The sequence below is a fragment of the Micromonospora sp. DT227 genome, assembly GCF_049841835.1.
In the GTDB taxonomy this organism is placed as follows: domain Bacteria; phylum Actinomycetota; class Actinomycetes; order Mycobacteriales; family Micromonosporaceae; genus Micromonospora.
Map to the genome: position 1 here is coordinate 98,053 of NZ_JBNCLA010000010.1, position 18,058 is coordinate 116,110.

At 75.8% G+C, this 18,058-nt stretch carries 19 protein-coding genes; 12 read left to right on the forward strand and 7 right to left on the reverse strand.

Features of this window, described 5'->3' with window-relative positions; all coding sequences use genetic code 11:
• Positions 1-6: 6 nt before the first annotated feature.
• Entirely contained in the window at positions 7-339 is a 333-nt protein-coding gene (locus tag ACLQ2W_RS27865) for an STAS domain-containing protein (protein ID WP_425790074.1), read from the reverse strand.
• Positions 340-595: 256 nt separating this feature from the next.
• Here ACLQ2W_RS27865 and ACLQ2W_RS27870 point away from each other — a divergent pair, with 256 nt between their 5' ends.
• The 5 genes from ACLQ2W_RS27870 to ACLQ2W_RS27890 all read left to right on the forward strand — a co-directional run bounded on the left by ACLQ2W_RS27870 (position 596) and on the right by ACLQ2W_RS27890 (position 4,964).
• Positions 596-2,359: a PP2C family protein-serine/threonine phosphatase gene (locus ACLQ2W_RS27870; protein ID WP_425790076.1), complete on the forward strand. Its 1,764-nt coding sequence runs from the start codon at positions 596-598 to the stop codon at positions 2,357-2,359.
• On the forward strand, positions 2,356-3,408 hold the full coding sequence (locus ACLQ2W_RS27875; RefSeq protein WP_425790078.1) for a cobalamin B12-binding domain-containing protein: 1,053 nt from the start codon (positions 2,356-2,358) through the stop codon (positions 3,406-3,408). The genes ACLQ2W_RS27870 and ACLQ2W_RS27875 overlap by 4 nt, the downstream gene beginning before the upstream one ends.
• A 78-nt stretch (positions 3,409-3,486) precedes the next feature.
• Positions 3,487-3,834 carry an STAS domain-containing protein gene (locus ACLQ2W_RS27880; RefSeq protein ID WP_405093959.1) on the forward strand — a complete coding sequence of 116 codons (348 nt, stop codon included), beginning with the start codon at positions 3,487-3,489 and terminating at the stop codon, positions 3,832-3,834.
• A gap of 70 nt (positions 3,835-3,904) precedes the next feature.
• Positions 3,905-4,351 carry a response regulator gene (locus tag ACLQ2W_RS27885; RefSeq protein ID WP_425790081.1) on the forward strand — a complete coding sequence of 149 codons (447 nt, stop codon included), beginning with the start codon at positions 3,905-3,907 and terminating at the stop codon, positions 4,349-4,351.
• 121 nt (positions 4,352-4,472) lie between these two features.
• Entirely contained in the window at positions 4,473-4,964 is a 492-nt protein-coding gene (locus ACLQ2W_RS27890; RefSeq protein ID WP_425790083.1) for an ATPase, read from the forward strand.
• A gap of 16 nt (positions 4,965-4,980) precedes the next feature.
• On the opposite strand, the gene ACLQ2W_RS27895 is transcribed toward ACLQ2W_RS27890, so the two are convergent.
• The gene (locus ACLQ2W_RS27895) at positions 4,981-5,817 is read right to left on the reverse strand and encodes a hypothetical protein (protein WP_425790085.1); all 837 of its coding nucleotides are present in this window, start codon (positions 5,815-5,817) and stop codon (positions 4,981-4,983) included.
• A gap of 353 nt (positions 5,818-6,170) precedes the next feature.
• Between ACLQ2W_RS27895 and ACLQ2W_RS27900 the strand changes: the two genes are divergently transcribed.
• Complete coding sequence (locus ACLQ2W_RS27900) at positions 6,171-7,121, forward strand: endonuclease/exonuclease/phosphatase family protein (protein ID WP_425790087.1); 951 nt, start codon at positions 6,171-6,173, stop codon at positions 7,119-7,121.
• A 9-nt stretch (positions 7,122-7,130) separates the two neighbouring features.
• Here the strand turns inward: ACLQ2W_RS27900 and ACLQ2W_RS27905 are convergent, their stop codons facing one another.
• Together ACLQ2W_RS27905 and ACLQ2W_RS27910 are read right to left on the reverse strand one after the other, a co-directional pair.
• Positions 7,131-7,559 carry an OsmC family protein gene (locus ACLQ2W_RS27905; protein ID WP_107155495.1) on the reverse strand — a complete coding sequence of 143 codons (429 nt, stop codon included), beginning with the start codon at positions 7,557-7,559 and terminating at the stop codon, positions 7,131-7,133.
• Between the two features lie 64 nt (positions 7,560-7,623).
• Positions 7,624-8,571 carry a serine/threonine-protein kinase gene (locus ACLQ2W_RS27910; RefSeq protein WP_425790089.1) on the reverse strand — a complete coding sequence of 316 codons (948 nt, stop codon included), beginning with the start codon at positions 8,569-8,571 and terminating at the stop codon, positions 7,624-7,626.
• A gap of 144 nt (positions 8,572-8,715) precedes the next feature.
• Between ACLQ2W_RS27910 and ACLQ2W_RS27915 the strand changes: the two genes are divergently transcribed.
• The gene (locus tag ACLQ2W_RS27915) at positions 8,716-8,931 is read left to right on the forward strand and encodes a hypothetical protein (RefSeq protein WP_425790091.1); all 216 of its coding nucleotides are present in this window, start codon (positions 8,716-8,718) and stop codon (positions 8,929-8,931) included.
• 36 nt (positions 8,932-8,967) lie between these two features.
• Here the strand turns inward: ACLQ2W_RS27915 and ACLQ2W_RS27920 are convergent, their stop codons facing one another.
• A complete protein-coding gene (locus tag ACLQ2W_RS27920; RefSeq protein ID WP_425790093.1) occupies positions 8,968-9,765 on the reverse strand; it encodes an alpha/beta fold hydrolase in 798 nt (265 codons plus the stop codon).
• Positions 9,762-10,655 carry an SDR family oxidoreductase gene (locus ACLQ2W_RS27925; protein WP_405093967.1) on the reverse strand — a complete coding sequence of 298 codons (894 nt, stop codon included), beginning with the start codon at positions 10,653-10,655 and terminating at the stop codon, positions 9,762-9,764. Before ACLQ2W_RS27925 ends, ACLQ2W_RS27920 begins: the two co-directional genes overlap by 4 nt.
• 122 nt (positions 10,656-10,777) lie before the next feature.
• Between ACLQ2W_RS27925 and ACLQ2W_RS27930 the strand changes: the two genes are divergently transcribed.
• The 5 genes from ACLQ2W_RS27930 (at position 10,778) to ACLQ2W_RS27950 (ending at position 17,471) form a co-directional block, all read left to right on the forward strand.
• Positions 10,778-11,524, forward strand: a complete 747-nt coding sequence (locus tag ACLQ2W_RS27930) for a response regulator transcription factor (protein WP_425790358.1) — start codon at positions 10,778-10,780, stop codon at positions 11,522-11,524.
• A complete protein-coding gene (locus ACLQ2W_RS27935) occupies positions 11,502-12,995 on the forward strand; it encodes a sensor histidine kinase (RefSeq protein WP_425790095.1) in 1,494 nt (497 codons plus the stop codon). Before ACLQ2W_RS27930 ends, ACLQ2W_RS27935 begins: the two co-directional genes overlap by 23 nt.
• Before the next feature lie 45 nt (positions 12,996-13,040).
• On the forward strand, positions 13,041-15,413 hold the full coding sequence (locus tag ACLQ2W_RS27940; RefSeq protein ID WP_425790097.1) for an ArnT family glycosyltransferase: 2,373 nt from the start codon (positions 13,041-13,043) through the stop codon (positions 15,411-15,413).
• A gap of 3 nt (positions 15,414-15,416) precedes the next feature.
• Positions 15,417-16,640 carry a glycosyltransferase gene (locus ACLQ2W_RS27945; RefSeq protein WP_425790099.1) on the forward strand — a complete coding sequence of 408 codons (1,224 nt, stop codon included), beginning with the start codon at positions 15,417-15,419 and terminating at the stop codon, positions 16,638-16,640.
• 93 nt (positions 16,641-16,733) lie between these two features.
• Entirely contained in the window at positions 16,734-17,471 is a 738-nt protein-coding gene (locus ACLQ2W_RS27950) for a helix-turn-helix domain-containing protein (protein ID WP_425790101.1), read from the forward strand.
• Between the two features lie 121 nt (positions 17,472-17,592).
• Here ACLQ2W_RS27950 and ACLQ2W_RS27955 read toward each other — a convergent pair whose 3' ends face one another.
• Positions 17,593-17,991: a VOC family protein gene (locus ACLQ2W_RS27955; RefSeq protein WP_425790103.1), complete on the reverse strand. Its 399-nt coding sequence runs from the start codon at positions 17,989-17,991 to the stop codon at positions 17,593-17,595.
• Positions 17,992-18,058 lie beyond the last annotated feature (67 nt).

Below are 18,058 nucleotides of genomic sequence, written 5' to 3' on the forward strand. Positions count from 1 at the left end.
CCGGGGTCAGGCGGACGCGGTGGAACCGGATGCCCGGCCGTCGGCCGGCCGGCGGTCCAGCAGACCCGTCACGCCGGTCATGTCGAGGATGGTCGCCAGGAAGCGCGGGACCGCCCGGAGCTCGATGCCGGTGCCGGCCTGCTGCCCCTCGCGCCAGGCGTGCACGATCACCGACAGGCCGGTGCTGTCCAGGAAGACCAGGTCACCGAAGTCCAGCACCAGCCGGGCGGGACCCGCGGCGAGCAGGCGGTCGATCTCGGCGCGCAGCGGCGTCGCGGTGGCGTAGGCCAGGTCACCGCCGACGCGGACGACCGGGGCGTCCGGGTCGGAACGGTCCACGGAGATGCTCAGCGGCGTCGCTTCGGGCTTTCTCCGTTGAGGAACCACCATCACGCCTTTCCGCAGGCTGCCGGTCTGGCAGGGACGCCCGGATCGTAACAACCCCACCGCCGGGGCGCTCGTCGTGTGCTCGCGGGCCAGGGCCGTCGTCGAGTGGCGCCGCGGGCATACCGGCGTAGGGTGGGGAGGCGAGATATGACCACACGCGCCACTTGCGGCGCTCCGCCGATGTCGACGAGGAGAGTGGGCTCAGCTGGTGACTGCTGCCGACGTCAGGGGTTCCGACCCGGGCGACGGACGGATCTCCACGCCGAGTGCCGACCGGGCTCGGGTGTGGTCCGCCGACGCTCCCACGACGTCTGCGCTCCCACCGCTGGCCCCCGACCACGACGCGCCGGTCGTCCCCGACTGGTCCGAGGTCGTGGAGCACTTCCGTGAGGGTCTCATCGTCTGCGACGCCGACGGCGTGGTGCGGCACGTGAGCCCGGTCGCGGAGCGGCTGGTGCCCGAGGTCGTGCCGGGCGAGGTGCTCGCCGCCGCCGGCGTCGCGGCGCTGGGCGGCGACGGTCGGGTCGAGTTCACCCACCACGACCGGCGGCTGCGACTGCGCCCGGTCGCGCTCTCCCACGCCCGGCGTTGCTGGTACGTGGAGGACGTCACCGAGAGCGTCAGCCGGGCCGACGCCCTGCTCGCCGAGCGGGCCCGCTCGTTGTTCCTCGCCGTGGTCGGCGAGAAGCTCGGCAATCCGTTGCACCCCGACCGGGCCGCCGCCGCGGTGGCGCGGCTGGCGGTGCCCACGGTGGCCGACGTGGCGGTGCTGGTGCTGGCCCCGCGTTCCGGCCGGGCCCGCTGGTGGCGGGCGGTACGCGCCGAGGACGAGGTACCCGCCGTGGACAGCGGTGTGCTGCCCGCCGCCGCACTGCCCGCGGCCATCGAGGCCGGTCTCGCCGGGACCGAGCCGCACGCGCTGGACTGGCTCGTCGAGCAGGCCGCCGAGGCGGGCTGGCTACCCGGCCTGGACGTGACCGGCGCCACCGCCCGGGTGGTGCCGCTGCCGGGCCGGGACGAACCGGTCGGCGTGCTGCTGGTGGCGCGCCGGGCCGGCCGCTGGTACGACGAGGCCGACATCGACCTGGTGCGCGCGTTCGCGGCCCGGGCCGGCGCGGCGCTGACCACCGCCATGCTGTACCGCGACCAGGCCGAGGTCGCCGACACGTTGCAGGCCAGTCTGGTGCCGGTCGAGCCGGCGGAGGCCTCGGGCGTGCAGTGGGGCACGGCGTACCGGCCGGCGCAGGCCGGTCTGCGCATCGGCGGCGACTTCTACGGCTCGCACCGGCTGCCCGACGGTGGCTCGGTCTTCTTTCTCGGCGACGTGTCGGGCAAGGGCGTGGAGGCGGCCGTCTTCACCGGCCAGCTCCGTCAGTGCCTGCACGCGTTGCACCGGGTGGAGACGCAGCCGGGGCGGTTGCTGAAGCTGCTCAACGACGCGTTGCTGGAGACCACCCAGGCCCACGGGCAGGGCCGGTTCGCCACCATGGTGCTCGGGGTGGCCCGGCCGCACCGCGACGGCGGGCTGACGCTGACGCTGGCCGGGGGCGGTCACCTGCCGCCGCTGGTGTTGCGCGCCTCCGGCGAGGTCGAGGTGGTGCCGTTGAGCGGCATGCTGATCGGCGTGGTGCCGGACCCGCGGATCGGCGAGGCCACCGTGCACCTGGCGCCGGGCGAGACCTGCCTGCTCTACAGCGACGGCGTGACCGAGGCGCGGGGCGGGTGGCGCGGCGACGAGCAGTTCGGCGCGGACCGGCTGCTCACCGCCGTGACCGGCTGTCACCGGATGCCCGCCCCGGCGCTGGCCGAGCGGGTCGAGCAGGTGACCTGCGACTGGCTCGCCCACGGCGACCACGACGACATCGCGGTGCTGGCGCTGCGGGCGACCGGTGCGGCCGGCCGCGCGTCCCGCCACCTGCACGCGGTGCCCGGCCCGACGAGCGCCGAACCGACGAGGGAGCTGCCCGAGTGACCGCGACGACCACCGCAGCCGGCCCGGCGCACGCGTTCGCCGGCTATCTGGAGTGCCTGGCCGAGGCCGACGAACAGGGTGCGGTGGCGGTCGCCCGAGGGCTGCTGGAGGCGGGCGTGCCGGCCGAGCGGGTGCTGCTCGACCTGGTCGCCCCGGCGCAGGCCGAGGTGGGCGAGCGGTGGGCGCGCAACGAGTGGAGCGTGGCGCAGGAGCACGCCGCCACCCACATCAGCGAGCGGGTGGTGGCGGCGGTCGCCGCGTACGCCGATCCGCGCGTGACCCGCGGCCGGATCGTGATGGCCTGCATGGACGGTGAGTGGCACGCGTTGCCGGCCCGGCTGGTCGCCGAGGTGCTGCGGCTGCGCGGCTGGCAGGTGGTCTTTCTCGGGGCCAGCGTGCCGGCCGCGCACCTGGTGTCCTACCTGCACCGGTACGACGCCGACGCGGTGGCCCTGGCCTGCGCGCTGCCGATGCGACTGCCGCACGCGCACCGGATGATCGAGGCGTGCCGCCGGTCCGACGTGCCGGTGGTGGTGGGCGGGCGCGGGTTCGGCGTGGACGGCCGCTGGGCGCGGGTGCTCGGCGTGGCGTGGGCGCCGGACGCGCCGGCCGCGGCCGACCTGGTCGCCGACGACCGGGCGCTGCGCGCGACGCCGCCCGCACAGCTGGACCACCTCGCCGACGACGAGTACGCCAGCCTGGTCAAGCGGCGGGGCGAGCTGATCGACAGCGCGCTCGCCGACCTGCGCGAGCGGGTGCCGGCGGTGGTCGACTACACGCCGGCGCAGCTCGACTCGACCGTGGGCGACCTGGGCTACATCGTCGACTTCCTGGCCGCCGCGCTCTACGTGGACGACGGGACGCTGTTCGCCGAGTTCGTCGAGTGGTTGGTGGAGATCCTGGTCAGCCGCGGTGTGCCGGCGAACGCGGTCGGCGTCACGCTCGACCACTATGGACAGCAACTGCGGGACTTCCCCCGCGCGGCCGGTTTCCTGGAGCGGGGGCGGGCCGTGGTGGGCGGCCGGGTGGCGGCGACGGCGGGCCGCTGATCCGGATCGGGCCGAACGCCCCCTATACTTGCTGCACTGCAAGGATTCGCCTGCGGTGGGAGCGAGAGAGGGGCCACGGTGACGTTCACCGTCACGTCCGCCCGTTGGGACCAGGGCGTCACCTGCCTCCGGCTCGCCGGTGAACTGGACCTGAGCACGGCCGGGGAGTTGACCGCCGAGATCGACCGGCTGGTCGCCGACGGCCGCCGCGAGTTGCTGCTCGACCTCACCGAGCTGACGTTCTGCGACTCGACGGGCATCGCTGCCTTCGTCCGTGGAGACAATCTCGTCGCCGCCGACGGTGGTTGGCTTCGGCTCACCGGGGCGACCGGCCGGGTGGCCCGGGTGCTTCAGGTGACCGGGCTGGCCGAGGTGCTGCGCCACGACCGTGACACGGCCGACCCGACGCGGTCGGCCGGCTCCTGATCGGATAGATTTCCCGCCCAGCGTCCGGCCGCGCGGCCGGTGCCCTCCCCGAGACGAAGCAGGTAGCCCCATGGGTCAGCCCAGTCCGAGCCCGGTCCGCATCCTGGTGGTGGACGACGACCCGGGCGACGTCCTGATGATCGAGGAGGCCCTCGAGGAGTCGGACGTCGAGAAGGTCATCGACGTGGTCGCCGACGGCGAGGAGGCGATGGAGTTCCTCCGTCGCGAGGGCCGGCACACCGGGGCGCAGCGACCGGACGTCATCCTGCTCGACCTCAACATGCCCCGGATGGACGGGCGGCAGGTGCTCGGCGAGGTCAAGCGGGACGAGAACCTCCGGAGCATCCCGATCGTGGTGCTGACCACCTCGAACGCCGACACGGACGTGGTGAGCAGCTACACGCTCCAGGCCAACGCGTACGTGACCAAGCCGATCGACCTGGACGACTTCAACGACGTGGTGCGCCGCATCGACGAGTTCTTCGGCCGGGTGGTCGTGCTCCCCAAGCACTCCTGACAACCCGCGCGTCCCGGTGTCCGGATGCTGAACATTTCCGGTGAACGGCCGCCGGCGGTCCGGCCCGCCCCGCAGGATCGTCAGGTGGGGGACGCACGCCGGCTGCCTGGGGGGCGACAGCATGAGGTTCTCGGTGGTGGAGGCCGGTTACGACCGGCGTCAGGTGGATGCCTGCCTGGACGAGCTGGATCTCCGGCTGCGCCGGCTGGCGGCGCGTGCGGAGGGCGTCGCGGGGGCAGGCCGGGAGTGGGACCGGATCCGGCTGGACGCCGGGCACCTCTGCGACTATCTGCGCCGCCGCGCCGCGCCGGCCGACCGGCCTGGTCCGGCCGGCCCGTCGGACGCCGACGTCCCGGCCGGCCCGTCGGCCGCTGAGCGGGAAGCCGCCGAACGGGAGGCCGCCGACCTGGTGGCCCGGGCGCGCGCCGAGCTGGACGCCGCCCGCGAGGAGGCCCGCCTGGTGCGGGAGGAGGCGTACGCGGAGGCGCTGCGGGCACGCCGCGAGTTCGAGGCCGCGCTGCTGGCCCGCCGCCGCCGCGAGGCCCGGGTCGACGAGATCCTCTCCGGCGCCCGGGTGCCCGCCGACACCCCCACCGCCGCCGCCGGCCGGTGAGACGACGCTCCGGGCCTCAGGACAGCGCCGCCACCACCGTGGTGGCCCGCTTCTCGTGCTTCGCGTACGCGTCGGGGAACGCGGAGATCTGCACCGCCTGGGCCGCGCCGGTGACGCTCATGTCCGCCCAGCCCGGCACGTCGGCCAGCGCGGCGTAGAACGCCCGGGCCGCGTACGCCGGTCGCATGAGTTCGGCGACCGTGCCCCACCCGCTGCTCGGGCGCTGCTGGAACAGTCCGACCGAGTCGTGGTCGGAGCCGCTGCCCTGGTGCGGCTGGCCGAACGACTCGGGCAGCACGTCGCTGGCCAGGTTGTACAGGTCGCTCTCCTGCATGGCGGTGGCCACCGCCACCACCATCGCCCGGCGCGGCAGGCGCATGTCCCGGCCGACGTCGACGATGGCCTTCGCGTTGTCCATCTGCCGCTGGTCCAGGCCGGCGACGGGACGCGGGTGCTTCGGGCGGACCACCTTCCGCGGTGGCTGCTTCCGGGCCGGCGTCGGGCTCGGCGTGGCGACCGGGACGGGCGAGGCCGGGACGACGGCGGGCGGCGCCGCCCGGGTGAAGTCGCGGGAGGCGCGCTGCTCGACGGCGACCCGGTCGGCGAGCGCCTCGCGTACCTCCACGGTCGGCGGGGCGGCCTCGCCGACGCCGGCCACGCCGATCAGGCCGAGGCAGCAGGTGACGCCGGTGGCCACCGCGATCCGGCCGGGGACGGAGCGGGCCGCGCCGCGCCGGGGCGGCTCCGGGGCGCGGTGCCGTCCCACTCGCCGTTCGGCCGATGCCGGGTCGATCGTTCGGCCAACCGGGCGGTTCGCGGGCGATGACTGGGGGGCGCGGTGGTCGGGATGCACCCGCCGAGGCTAGGCAGCTTCTCGGCGCTTGCCATCGGGGTGGTTGGTGGCATGCGCCACAGTTTGCCGGAATCCGCTGCGGCATAACCGTCAGTGGATCACCAAACTGTCGAACCTCTGGTCTCCGTCAAGTCGGTCGTGACGGATTCGACGGGATGATCCGGGCGCGCGGCGGCCAGCGCGTCGTGTCGTGGCGACCTCCTCCGATCGGGGGAGGAGCCGCCGGTCGCCCGGCCACGTGATCGACTCCGACCCGCCGAGGCCGGCCGTCTCCACCCACCACCGTCCCGGGGCCGGTGCGGGTACCGGAATCCGGCGCACCGGTCGCCCGGGCGCTCGATACGATTCCGACGGTGACGGAGCAGATGGTCGACGACCGGGCCGCCGGTGAGCCCGCCGGCCGGCGGGGACGGCGGGGCCTGATCATCGTTTCCTGCGCCGTGCTGCTCACCGTGCTCCTGGTCGGGCACCGGGCGGTGCCCAACGTGCACGGCCTGGGCAGCCTGGTGGACAGCGCCACCCCGCTGCTCGGTCTCGGCGTACCCCTGCTCGGGCTCGCGGCGCTGCTGCGCCGCTCCCGCCGCGCGCTGCTCGCCGTGCTGGTGCCGGCGCTGGTCTGGGCCGGGCTCTTCGGCCGGGCCTGGCTGCCCCCGGCGGCCGGCGCCGACGGGACCGCGGTGCGGGTGGCCAGCCAGAACCTGCGGGCCGGCAACCCCGACCCGGCCGCCACCGTCGGCGCGCTGGCCGCCGACGCCCCGGACCTGATCGGGTTGCAGGAGGTCGCCGACGGGGAGCGGATCGCGCCCGTGCTGGCCGGCCGCTACCCGCACCGGACGGCCGTCTCCACCGTGGCGCTGTGGAGCCGCTGGCCGATCCGCGAGACGCGCGGCGTGGACACCGGCCTGGGCTGGGACCGCGCGCTGCGCGCCGTGGTGGCCGCCCCGCAGGGCGACCTGACCGTGTACGTCGTCCACCTCGGCTCCGCCCGCGCCGGCCACACCACCACCCGCGACGAGACGGTGGCGGCGCTGGCCCGCGCCGTCCGTGCCGACCCGGCCGATCGACTGGTGGTGCTCGGCGACCTGAACACCGCCACCACCGACCGGGTCTTCGACCCGCTGACCCGACTGCTCGGCAACGCGCAGGCCGAGGCCGGGCAGGGCTTCGGCTTCACCTGGCCGGCGGAGGTGCCGGTGACCCGCCCGGACCACGTGCTCTACCGGGGGCTCACCCCGACCGCCGCCGGCGTGGTGCACACGCCGGACACCGACCACCGCGCGGTGACCGCCGGCTTCCGATGGTGAGCCGGGCGCTCAGTGGCGGCCGTTCTCGGCCGGGGTGACCGTGAGCCGGTGCCGGCTCGGGTCACCGCTGGAGAACGGCCAGAGCCGGTCGGCGTACGCGACCAACTCGGCCAACTGGTCCCGGCTGAGCCCGGCCGAGGAGATCTCGGCGTGCACGTCGGCCCGGTAGCGGCCGTCGTCGTCGCGACCCAGCTTCGCCTCGGCGGTCACCTGCACGGTGTGCGCCTCGTCGGTGATCTCGCCGGCCGCCTCCACCGCGGCGTGGTGCAGGCAGGAGGCGAACGCGGCGGCCAACAACTGCTCCGGCGTCAGGCCGGAGCAGTGCGGCGCCAGCGGGGACGCCAGGGCGGAGGACAGACCGCCGTCGTCGGTGCGTACGTGACCGCCCGCCGCGGTCGCCGTGGCCGTCTCGGCCAGCCAGGAACTCGGATCCGGCATCGCGTTCCTCCCGTCACTCACCGGCCCGCGTTCCCGGCCGCCGACGGGCGAAACCGCAGTACGCTCAGCGGATCCGCCCGCTCGTGGCGGCGTCCAGGGCCATCGCCTCGGTCGCCTCGGCGGCGGCCCGCCCGGTCCACGGCGAGGTCTCGCCGATCCGCTGCCGGGGCAGCACCACGGTCATCGGCACGTAGATGCGGGCGTCGACCGCCTCGGCCAGCAGCAGCGCGGCCATCGGGCTGGTCGGCCGCGCGGCGGGGTCGGAGTCCAGGCAACGCTCGCACAGCTCGGCCACCTCGGCCGGCAGCCCGGGGACCTCCGGCAGCGGCCGGGGCGGCAGGCGGCGACGCGCGCCGAGCAGTTGGCTGGTGCTGGCGGCGTCGTACGGCAGCCGGCCGCTCAGGCAGTAGTAGAGCAGCACGCCGAGCGCGTACATGTCGGCGGCCGGGGTGGCCGGCTGCCGGTCGAGCTGCTCCGGGGCGAGGTACGCCGGGGTGCCCACCACGACCCCCTCCGGGGTGTGGTCGGGGGCGCCGGCCGGGGTGGCGATGCCGAAGTCGAGCACCTTCACGCCGGACGGGGTGAGGATCACGTTCGCCGGCTTCACGTCCCGGTGCACGATGCCGTGCCCGTGCGCGGCGGCCAGCGCGGCGCACACCTCGGCGCAGACCCGCACCGCGATACGCCAGTCCAGCGGGCCGGCGCGCAGGTGCGCGGCGAGCGTCTCGCCCTCGGCCAGCTCCATCACGATGTAGGGCACCGGCCGGCCGTCCGGCAGCGTGGCGGTGCCGAAGTCGTGCACGCTGGCCACGTTCGGGTGGACCAGTCGCGCCGCCGAGCGGGCCTCGGCCTGGATCCGTTCCACCGAACCGGCGTCGCCGTCCAGCCCCGGCGAGATCAGCTTGATCGCGACGGTCCGGTCCAGCACCCGGTCGTGTGCCCGCCACACCTCCGACATGCCGCCCACGGCCGCGCGCTGTTCGAGCTCGTACCGCCCGCCCAGCGTCCTCATCGACCACTCCCTGTTCTCGTCCGGTCCCCCCGGACCCGCTACCCGGGCTCCGAGCTGTGCAAACCGCCGGGAGCGGCCCGGTCGGCGGGGTAGCTTCGCGAGCGGGAGTGTCGACGCGGGAACGGAGAGTGAGCGGTGGCGCTGGTGCGCGTACGGTTCATCGGCGGTCCGGCCGACGACGTGGCCCGGGACCTGCCGGCGGATCCCGACGGCGCGCCGCCGCGCCGGTGGATCCTGCGCCTCCCCGAGCAGCCGCCCACCGACGTGGCGGACCATCTCTACGAGCGGGGTGACCGGGCCGGCCCGGAGGGCTGGACGATGCGCTACGTGCGCACCGACCCGTTCGGCGCCACCGAGTGAGGCGGCGACGTGCCGGAGGCGGCGGCGCGGACGGGTTCAGCCCGGCCGGACGCCGGTGGTGCCGAGGATGACCGAGGCGACCAGCTCCGGGTCGTCGTGCATCGGCACGTGCCCGCAGCCGGGCAGGTCCAGGTGCCGGGCGGCGGGCAGTCGGGTGCGGGCCAGCGCCGCCTGTCGGTAGGGCAGGATCCGGTCCCGGGTGCCCCACGCCACCGTCACCGGGACGGCGGGTGTGCCGGCGAACGCGTACCCCCGGCCGGCCCGGGCGACGGCGCGGAACGCGCGTGCCCGGCGCAGCGCGCGGGCGTCCGCGAGCGCCACGTCGGGCGTCAACCGGTCCGGCCGGGCCAGGATCATGCCCATCGCCAGGGCCCGCAGCGCCGGCGCGGCGAACAGGTGACGCAGCACCGGCTCGGGCAGCCGGGCCGCGCTGCGGTGCAGGCTGAGCACGGTGAGCGCCCAGCGCAGCTCGCGTGCGGTGCAGAAGCCGGCCGGCGACAGCGCGGTGGCCGAGGCGACCGCGCCGGTGGCGGCCAGCTCCAGCGCGATCGCCCCACCGAGGCTGTTGCCGGCCACGTGCGGCCGGTCCAGCCCGAGCGCGGCGAAGAGTTCCACCATGCCGGCCACCAGCCCGGGCATGTCGGCGGGCAGGCCGGCGGCGGGCACCGGGGAGCGGCCGAAGCCGGGCAGGTCGACGGCGATCACGTCGTGCGTCCCGGCGAGCCGGTCCAGCACCGGCAGCCAGGCGCCGCCGTGGTGGCCGATGCCGTGCAGCAGCACCAGCGCCGGCCCGGCGCCGCGCCGCTCGAAGACCACCTCCACCGGGGCGGTCACGGCCGGACCTGCGGCGTGCTCACCCCGAAACCCCGGCCGAGCGCCCGGGCCTGCTCCTCGATCAACGGCACGGTGACCCGGGCGGTGCGCCCCACCAGGCGGTCGGCCAGCGGGCTGACCAGCAGCGACCGCACCGCCTGCACCGCGCCGACCGCCCGCGGCACGTAGACGCGGCGGCTGCGGCGCTCGATCGCCCGGACGAACGCCTCGGCGCACTCGGCCACCGTGGTGGTGCGCCGCATCGGCCAGGGCAGTTTCGCCAGTGCGGTGTCGAACGCCGGCAGGTCGGCGCGCGCCTCCCGGACCAGGTCGGTGTCCACCCAGGACGGATGGGCGGTGCCCACGGCCACCCCGCGGTGCGCCAGCTCCAGCCGGATCGCGGTGCCGAAGTGTTCGACGCCGGCCTTGGAGGCGCAGTAGGCGGCCATGCCCGGCAGCGCGGCGAACGCCGCCGCCGACGAGACGATCAGCAGGTAGCCGCCGCGGTCGATCAGGGCCGGCACCGTCGCCGCCGCCGTCCGCATCACGCCCACCAGGTTGACCTGGACGGTGTGCACCAGCGCCTCGACGTCGCCGACGGCGATGGTGCCCCGGTTCGCCACCCCGGCGTTGGCCACCACCGCGTCGATCCCGCCGAGCGCGGCGACCGTCCCGTCGACCGCCCGGGCGAGGGCGGCCTGGTCGGTGACGTCGGCGGTGAACCAGGCGTGCCCGGGGCCCAGCTCGGCGGCGAGCGCGGCGAGCCGGTCGGGTTCCAGCCCGACCAGCGAGAGCCGTGCGCCCCGGGCCGCGGCGAGCCGGGCGGTGTGCGCGCCGATGCCCCGGGCCGCCCCGGTCACCAGCACCACCCGGCCGGCCAACCGGCCGGTGGGACCACCGTCGATGGACATGCCGGCAAGTTACCACCGGGTAGCCCGCCGGGGAAGCCTCGATCGACCACCGGGAGCCCCGCACAGCTGGTACACAGGAACGGGACAGCGCCGGTACAGTCGGCGCGCCCACGATGGGGAGCATGGTCATGAACGGGCAGGCCGCGCAGGGCCGGATCGAGCTACGCCGACCGGACGGCGAGCCGGTGCGCGTGCTGGTGGTGGACGACGAGCCGACGCTCACCGACCTGCTCTCGATGGCCCTGCGCTACGAGGGCTGGCAGGTCACCACCGCCGGCAACGGGATGTCGGCGATCAGCGCGGCCCGCCAGTTCCGGCCGGACGCCGTGGTGCTCGACGTGATGCTGCCCGACCTGGACGGCTTCCAGGTGCTGCGCCGCCTGCGCGAGCAGTCGCCGAGCGTGCCGGTGCTGTTCCTGACCGCCCGGGACGCGGTGGAGGAGCGCGTCGCCGGGCTCACCGTCGGCGGCGACGACTACGTCACCAAGCCGTTCAGCCTGGAGGAGGTGATCGCCCGGCTGCGCGCCCTGCTGCGCCGCTCCGGGTTCGCGGTCGCCGCCCGGGAGGAGGCGGTGCTGACCGTCGGTGACCTCAGCCTCGACGAGGACAGCCACGAGGTGCGCCGCGGCGACGCCCTGATCACGCTCACCGCCACCGAGTTCGAGCTGCTGCGCTACCTGATGCGCAACCCGCGCCGGGTGCTCAGCAAGGCGCAGATCCTCGACCGGGTCTGGAACTACGATTTCGGCGGCCAGGCCAACGTGGTCGAGCTGTACATCTCGTACCTGCGCAAGAAGATCGACGCGGGTCGCGCGCCCATGATCCATACGCTGCGCGGCGCGGGCTATGTCCTCAAGCCCGCGGAGTGACCACGGCGGTCGGCTGCGTCGCCGGCTGGCCGGCTGGTCGCTGCGCCGCCGCCTGGTGCTCTCCGTGGTGGCGCTGCTGGCGCTGGTCAGCGTCGGCATCGGCGGCCTGACCACGGTCGCGCTGCGACACTTCCTGGTCGGGCGGATCGACGACCAGCTCACCGGCGGCGAGTCCCGCCGGCACGTGCGGCAACCCTCGCCGTTCGAGCTGCCGCAGGAGCGACCGAGCACCTTCCGTCCGGGGTTCCCGCCCGGCTACCCGGCCGAGTCCGTGGCGGCGCGGGTCGTCGACGGGCAGGTCGACCTGGCGTTCCGGCAGGCGGCCACGCAACCGGCCGCGGTGCCGGTGGGGGAGGTGGCGCCGCTGGCCCGGCTCCGCCCCGACGACGCGCCGCGCACGGTCGCGCTCGCCGGGCGCGGTGACTACCGGGCGGTGGCCCGGCAGATGCCCGACGGCGACGTCCTCGTCTTCGCCATCCCGCTGTCCGAGGTCGACGAGACGGTCATGTGGATGGCCGTCGCCCAGGCCGGGGTGATCGGCGCCGGCCTGGTCATCGCCGGTGGCCTCGGCGCGCTGATCGTCCGGGGCACGTTGCGGCCGCTGAACCGGGTCGCGGCCACCGCGGCCCGGGTCGCCGAGCTGCCGCTGGACCGGGGCGAGGTGGCGCTGTCGGTCCGGGTGCCGGCCGCCGACACCGACCCGCGCACCGAGGTCGGGCAGGTCGGGGGCGCGCTCAACCGGATGCTCGGCCACGTCGCCGCCGCGCTCGCCGCCCGGCAGGCCAGCGAGACCCGGGTACGCCAGTTCGTCGCCGACGCCAGCCACGAGCTGCGGACGCCGCTGGCCGCCATCCGGGGGTACGCGGAGGTGGCCCGGCGCGGCCGGCAGGAGGTGCCACCGGACGTGGCGCACGCGTTGCGCCGGGTCGAGTCGGAGAGCACCCGGATGACCAGCCTCGTGGACGACCTGCTGCTGCTCGCCCGGCTGGACTCCGGCCGACCGCTGGCCGCCGAGCCGGTCGACCTGACCGCCATGGCGGTCAACGCGGTCAGCGACGCGCACGTGGCCGGCCCGGAGCACCACTGGCAGCTCGACCTGCCGGACGAGCCGCTCACCGTCACCGGCGACGGCCACCGCCTGCACCAGGTGCTGACGAACCTGCTCGCCAACGCGCGGGTGCACACCCCGGCCGGCACCACCGTCACCACCCGGCTGTCCCCCGCCCCGGGCGGCGTGGAGCTGCGGGTCACCGACGACGGGCCGGGCGTCCCGGCCGAGCTGCAACCGGAGGTGTTCGAACGGTTCGCCCGCGGCGACAGCTCCCGCTCCCGCGCGCACGGCAGCACCGGCCTGGGGCTGGCCATCGTCGCCGCCGTGGTGGAGGCTCACCACGGCCGGGTCGAGGTGGCCAGCCGCCCCGGCCACACCGCGTTCACCGTCTGGCTGCCGGGATCCACAGCGGACGCATAGGTCGTTCACGGGGGTGGGTCAGCGGGCCCTTCGAGGCTTGCCGGCATGGACAGAACCGAGAGCCTGCTGACCGCGCCGACGGGTGGACCGTCCGCGACCGGGCCGGCCCCCACCCCCGTACCGGAGTCGGCCCCCACCGCGGCGGACCCGCCCGGCCACGACCCGCGCTGGGCGCGTCCGGCCCTGTTCGGCCTGCTGGTTGCCACCGGCCTGCTCTACCTGTGGGGACTGGGCGCCTCCGGCTGGGGCAACGCGTTCTACTCGGCCGCCGCGCAGGCCGGCTCGGAGAGCTGGCAGGCGTTCTTCTACGGCTCCTCGGACGCGGCCAACTCGATCACCGTGGACAAGACGCCGGCCTCGCTCTGGCTGATGGCGCTGTCGGTACGCGTCTTCGGGCTGAGCAGCTGGTCGATCCTGGTGCCGCAGGCGCTGCTCGGCGTCGCCTCGGTCGCCGTGCTGTACGCGACCGTCCGCCGCTGGTACGGCCCGGCGGCCGGCCTGCTCGCCGGCGCGGTGCTGGCGCTCACGCCGGTGGCCACGTTGATGTACCGGTTCAACAACCCCGACGCGTTGCTGGTGTTCCTGCTGCTGGCCGCCGCGTACGCCACGGTCCGGGCGGTGGAGACCGCGAGCACCCGGTGGATCGCGCTGGCCGGCGTGCTGGTCGGCCTCGGCTTCCTCACCAAGATGCTCCAGGCGTTCCTGGTGATCCCGGTGTTCGCCGTCGTCCACCTGCTGGCCGCGCCGACCGGACTCGGCCGGCGGATCCGGCAACTGCTGCTGGCCGGGCTGGCGGTGCTGGTCTCCGCCGGCTGGTGGGTGGCGGTCGTGGAGCTGGTGCCGGCGAGCGCCCGCCCGTACATCGGCGGCTCGCAGCACAACAGCATCCTGGAGCTGACGCTCGGGTACAACGGCCTGGGCCGGATCACCGGCGACGAGGTGGGCAGCGTCGGCGGGGGCGGCCGGCCGGGCGGTGGGGGCGGCGGACCGTTCTCCGGCCAGACGGGTCTGCTGCGGATGTTCGACACCGAGGTCGGCGGGCAGATCTCCTGGCTGCTGCCGGCCGCGCTGATCCTGCTGGTGGCCGGCCTGTGGCTGGCCGGGCGGGCGGCGCGTACCGACCGGCGGCGGGCCGGCCTGCTGCTCTGGGGCGGCTGGTTGCTGGTCACCGGGTTGATCTTCAGCTTCATGTCCGGCATCTTCCACGCCTACTACACGGTCGCGCTGGCGCCCGCCGTCGGCGCCCTGGTCGGCATCGGGGTCACCCAGCTCTGGCAGGCCCGCACGACGCCCACCCGGTCCGCCGCCGGCCACGCCCCGGCCGGGCGCGTCCCGGCCTGGGCCCGCTGGCGCGGATACGCCGCCACGCTGGTGCTGGCCGGCGCGTTGGCGGTCACCGCCTGGTGGTCCTGGCGCCTGCTCGGCCGCAGCCCCGACTGGCAGCCCTGGCTGCGCCCGACCGTGCTGGCGACCGGCCTGACCGCCGCCGTCCTCCTGGCGCTCCTCGACCTCCCGGTGATCAAGGACTTCGGGTCGGCCAGGGCGCCGCACGATGACGCGAACTCCTTGGTCACCTCGGGCCGGGCGGGCCGGTGGTGGACGCGCGGGGTGGTGACCGGGGTGGCGGCGCTGGGGATGGCGGTGGGAGTGGCCGGGCCGGCCGCGTACGCGGTGCAGACCGCGGCGACCCCGCACACCGGCTCGATCCCGAGCGCGGGCCCCGAGGTGGCGGGTGGCTTCGGGCCGGGCGGCCGGGGCGGCTTCCCCGGCGGGCGGATGCCGGGCGGCGGGGAGTTCCCCGGCGGCGCGTTCCCCGGCTTCCCGGGCGGCGGGAACGGTCAGTTCCCGGGTTTCCCGGGCGGCCAGAACGGCGCGTTCCCGGGTTTCCCCGACGGCGGCCAGGCGCCCGGCACTCCCGGCGGACCGAACAGCGGTGCCGGACCGAACAGCGGGACCGGTCCGGACGGCGGGACCGGTCCGGACGGTGGGACCGGTCCGGACGGCGGTACCGGTCAGCGCGGCGGGCGCGGGCAACGCGGCGGCGGCATGGGCGGACTGCTCGACGCGCGCGAGCCGAGCGCCGAGATGACGGCGCTGCTCAAGGCCGACGCCGAGGACTACACCTGGGTCGCGGCCACGATCGGCTCGAACAACGCCTCCGGCTACCAGCTCGCCACCGGCGAGCCGGTGATGCCGATCGGCGGCTTCAACGGCAGCGACCCGTCGCCGACGCTCGCCGAGTTCCAGCGGTACGTGGCCGACGGCCGGATCCACTGGTTCCTCGGCGGCGGCGGGTTCCGGGCCAACGGCGGCAGCAGCGCGTCGACCGAGATCGCCGCCTGGGTCGCCGAGAACTTCACCGCGACCACCGTCGACGGGGTGACCGTGTACGACCTGAGCAGCGGAAAGCAGGGCTGATCCATGATCCTCATGCCGGAGCCCCGGGCCGCCGTGCAGGCCCGGCCCACCGCCGAGGGCGCGGTGCTGGACGTGGTGGTCCCGGTCCACAACGAGGAGGTCGACCTCGGCCCCTGCGTCCGGCGGCTGCACGCGTACCTGACCGCCCAGTTCCCGTACCCGTTCCGGATCACGGTGGCCGACAACGCCAGCTCCGACGGCACCCTGGCGGTGGCCGAGGCGCTCGCCGCCGAGCTGCCCGAGGTCGGTGTGCTGCACCTGGCGGAGAAGGGCCGGGGCCGGGCGCTGCGGGCCGCCTGGTCGGTGTCGCCGGCGCCGGTGCTGGCGTACCTGGACGTGGACCTCTCGACCGACCTGGCCGCGCTGCTGCCGCTCGTCGCGCCACTGCTGTCCGGCCACTCCGATCTGGCCATCGGCACCCGGCTGGCCCGCACCAGCCGGGTGGTCCGGGGCGCCAAGCGGGAGGTGATCTCCCGCGGCTACAACCTGCTGCTGCGCGGCACGCTGGCGGTGCGTTTCTCCGACGCGCAGTGCGGGTTCAAGGCGATCCGCGCCGACGTGGCGGCCGAGCTGCTGCCGCTGGTCCAGGACACCGGCTGGTTCTTCGACACCGAGCTGCTGGTGCTCGCCCAGCGGGCCGGGCTGCGGATCCACGAGGTGCCGGTGGACTGGGTGGACGACCCGGACAGCCGGGTCGACATCGTCGCCACCGCCCTGGCCGACCTGCGCGGCATCGGGCGGCTGGTCCGGGCGCTGGTCACCGGCGCGTTGCCGCTGGCCCGGCTGCGCGCCCAGCTCGGCCGGGCGCCGCTGCCGGCGCCCCCGGCCCAGGTGCCGGTCGGGCTGCCCGGCCAGCTCGTCCGCTTCGCCGCGGTGGGGGTGGCCAGCACGCTCGCGTACCTGGTGCTCTTCCTGCTGGCCCGCGGCCCGCTCGGCGCGCAACCGGCGAACCTGCTGGCGTTGCTGCTGACCGCGGTGGCGAACACGGCGGCCAACCGCCGGATCACGTTCGGCGTCACCGGCCGCCGCCACGCCGGCCGGCACCACCTCCAGGGGCTGCTCGCGTTCGCGCTCGGCCTGGCCCTGACCAGCGGCTCGCTGGCCGTCCTGCACGCCGTCACGGTCCCGCCGCGCGCCGTCGAGCTGGCCGTCCTGGTGGCGGCCAACCTGGCCGCCACCGCGCTGCGATTCCTCCTGCTCCGCCTGGCGCTGCACCACCGCCCCTGACCCGCACCTCGTCGATCATGAGGTTGGCCGCCGCGACACGCCGCGGTGCCTGCCGCCAACCTCATGATCGACGGTGGGTGGCAGGGTGGACGGATGTACCGGGAACGGGCGGCGGTGGGGATTCCGGCGGCGGTACGGTGGGTGAGTGACTCGTCCGGCACCGGGCCGGTCCGCGTGCTGCCGGACGGGTGTCTGGACCTGCTCTGGTCCAGTCGGGCCGGGCTGCTGGTGGCCGGGCCGGACCGGGTGGCCCAGGTGTCGTGGTCGGCGCCGGGGGAGCGGTGGATCGGGCTGCGCCTGCCGCCGGGCGTCGGCCCGGCCGTGTTCGGGGTGCCCGCCGAGGAGGTGCGGGACCGCCGCGTCCCGCTCGCCGACCTGTGGGGCCGCGCCGCCGTGGAGCCGGCCGAACGGATCCGGGCGGCCATCGACCCGGGCGGTGCGCGGTGCGCCGCCGACTGGTCGGACGCCGGCGCCGCGATCCTGGAGGAGGTGGCGCGGGCGCGGCTGCGGGCGGCCGGTGGGCCCGACCCGCTCGGCGCGCACGTGGCCGCCCGGCTGGCCGCCGGGGCCACGGTCGCGGCGACCGCCGCCGAGGTCGGCCTCGGCGCGCGGGCGCTGCACCGGCGCAGCCGGGCCCTCTTCGGGTACGGCCCGAAGACGCTGGCCCGCATCCTGCGCATGCGCCGCGCGCTGGACCTGGCCCGGCGCGGCGTGCCGCTCGCCGAGGTCGCCGCGCGATCCGGGTACGCCGACCAGGCCCACCTCACCCGCGACGTGCGCGAGCTGACCGGAGTCCCACCGACCCGGCTGCTCACAGCACCTCCCGACTGAGCGGCGGTTCCGGACCGTGCTGCTCACCCCGCCTCCCGACTGAGCGGCGGTTCCGGAGCGCGCCGACGCGCGGCCCGACCGGGTCGCCGCACCGTCGTCCGGCGACGGCGGGCGCGTGCGGTCAGCCGGTCGGCAGCGGTGCGAACAGGTCCACGCCGTTGCCGTCCGGATCGTGCAGGACCGCGTACCGCTGGCCCCAGACCGCGTCCCACGGCGGCAGTTCCCCGTGGTGGCCGGCGGCGGTCAGCTCGGCGTACCAGCGGTCCACCTCGGCCGGGTCGGCGCAGCGGAAGGCCAGGCTCATCCGCGGGCTGCCGGCGGGCGGCGTGAAGCCGGGATGGAAGCCGCGGATGGTGTCGACGGTGTCCCAGGCCAGCCGTACCCCGGTGGGGAGGGTGACCTCGACGTGCGGTTCCGTCTCGGCGTCGGCCGGGATCGGCAGCCCCAGCCGGCGGTAGAAGTCGAGGGTGCGGGCCATGTCGGTGACGACGGTCCCGACGAGATCGAACTGCGGTGTCATGCCGCCACGGTAGGCGGCCCCGGGCCGGCCCGTCTTGAACGGATCGGACGGGGGAGGAGTGCCCGGT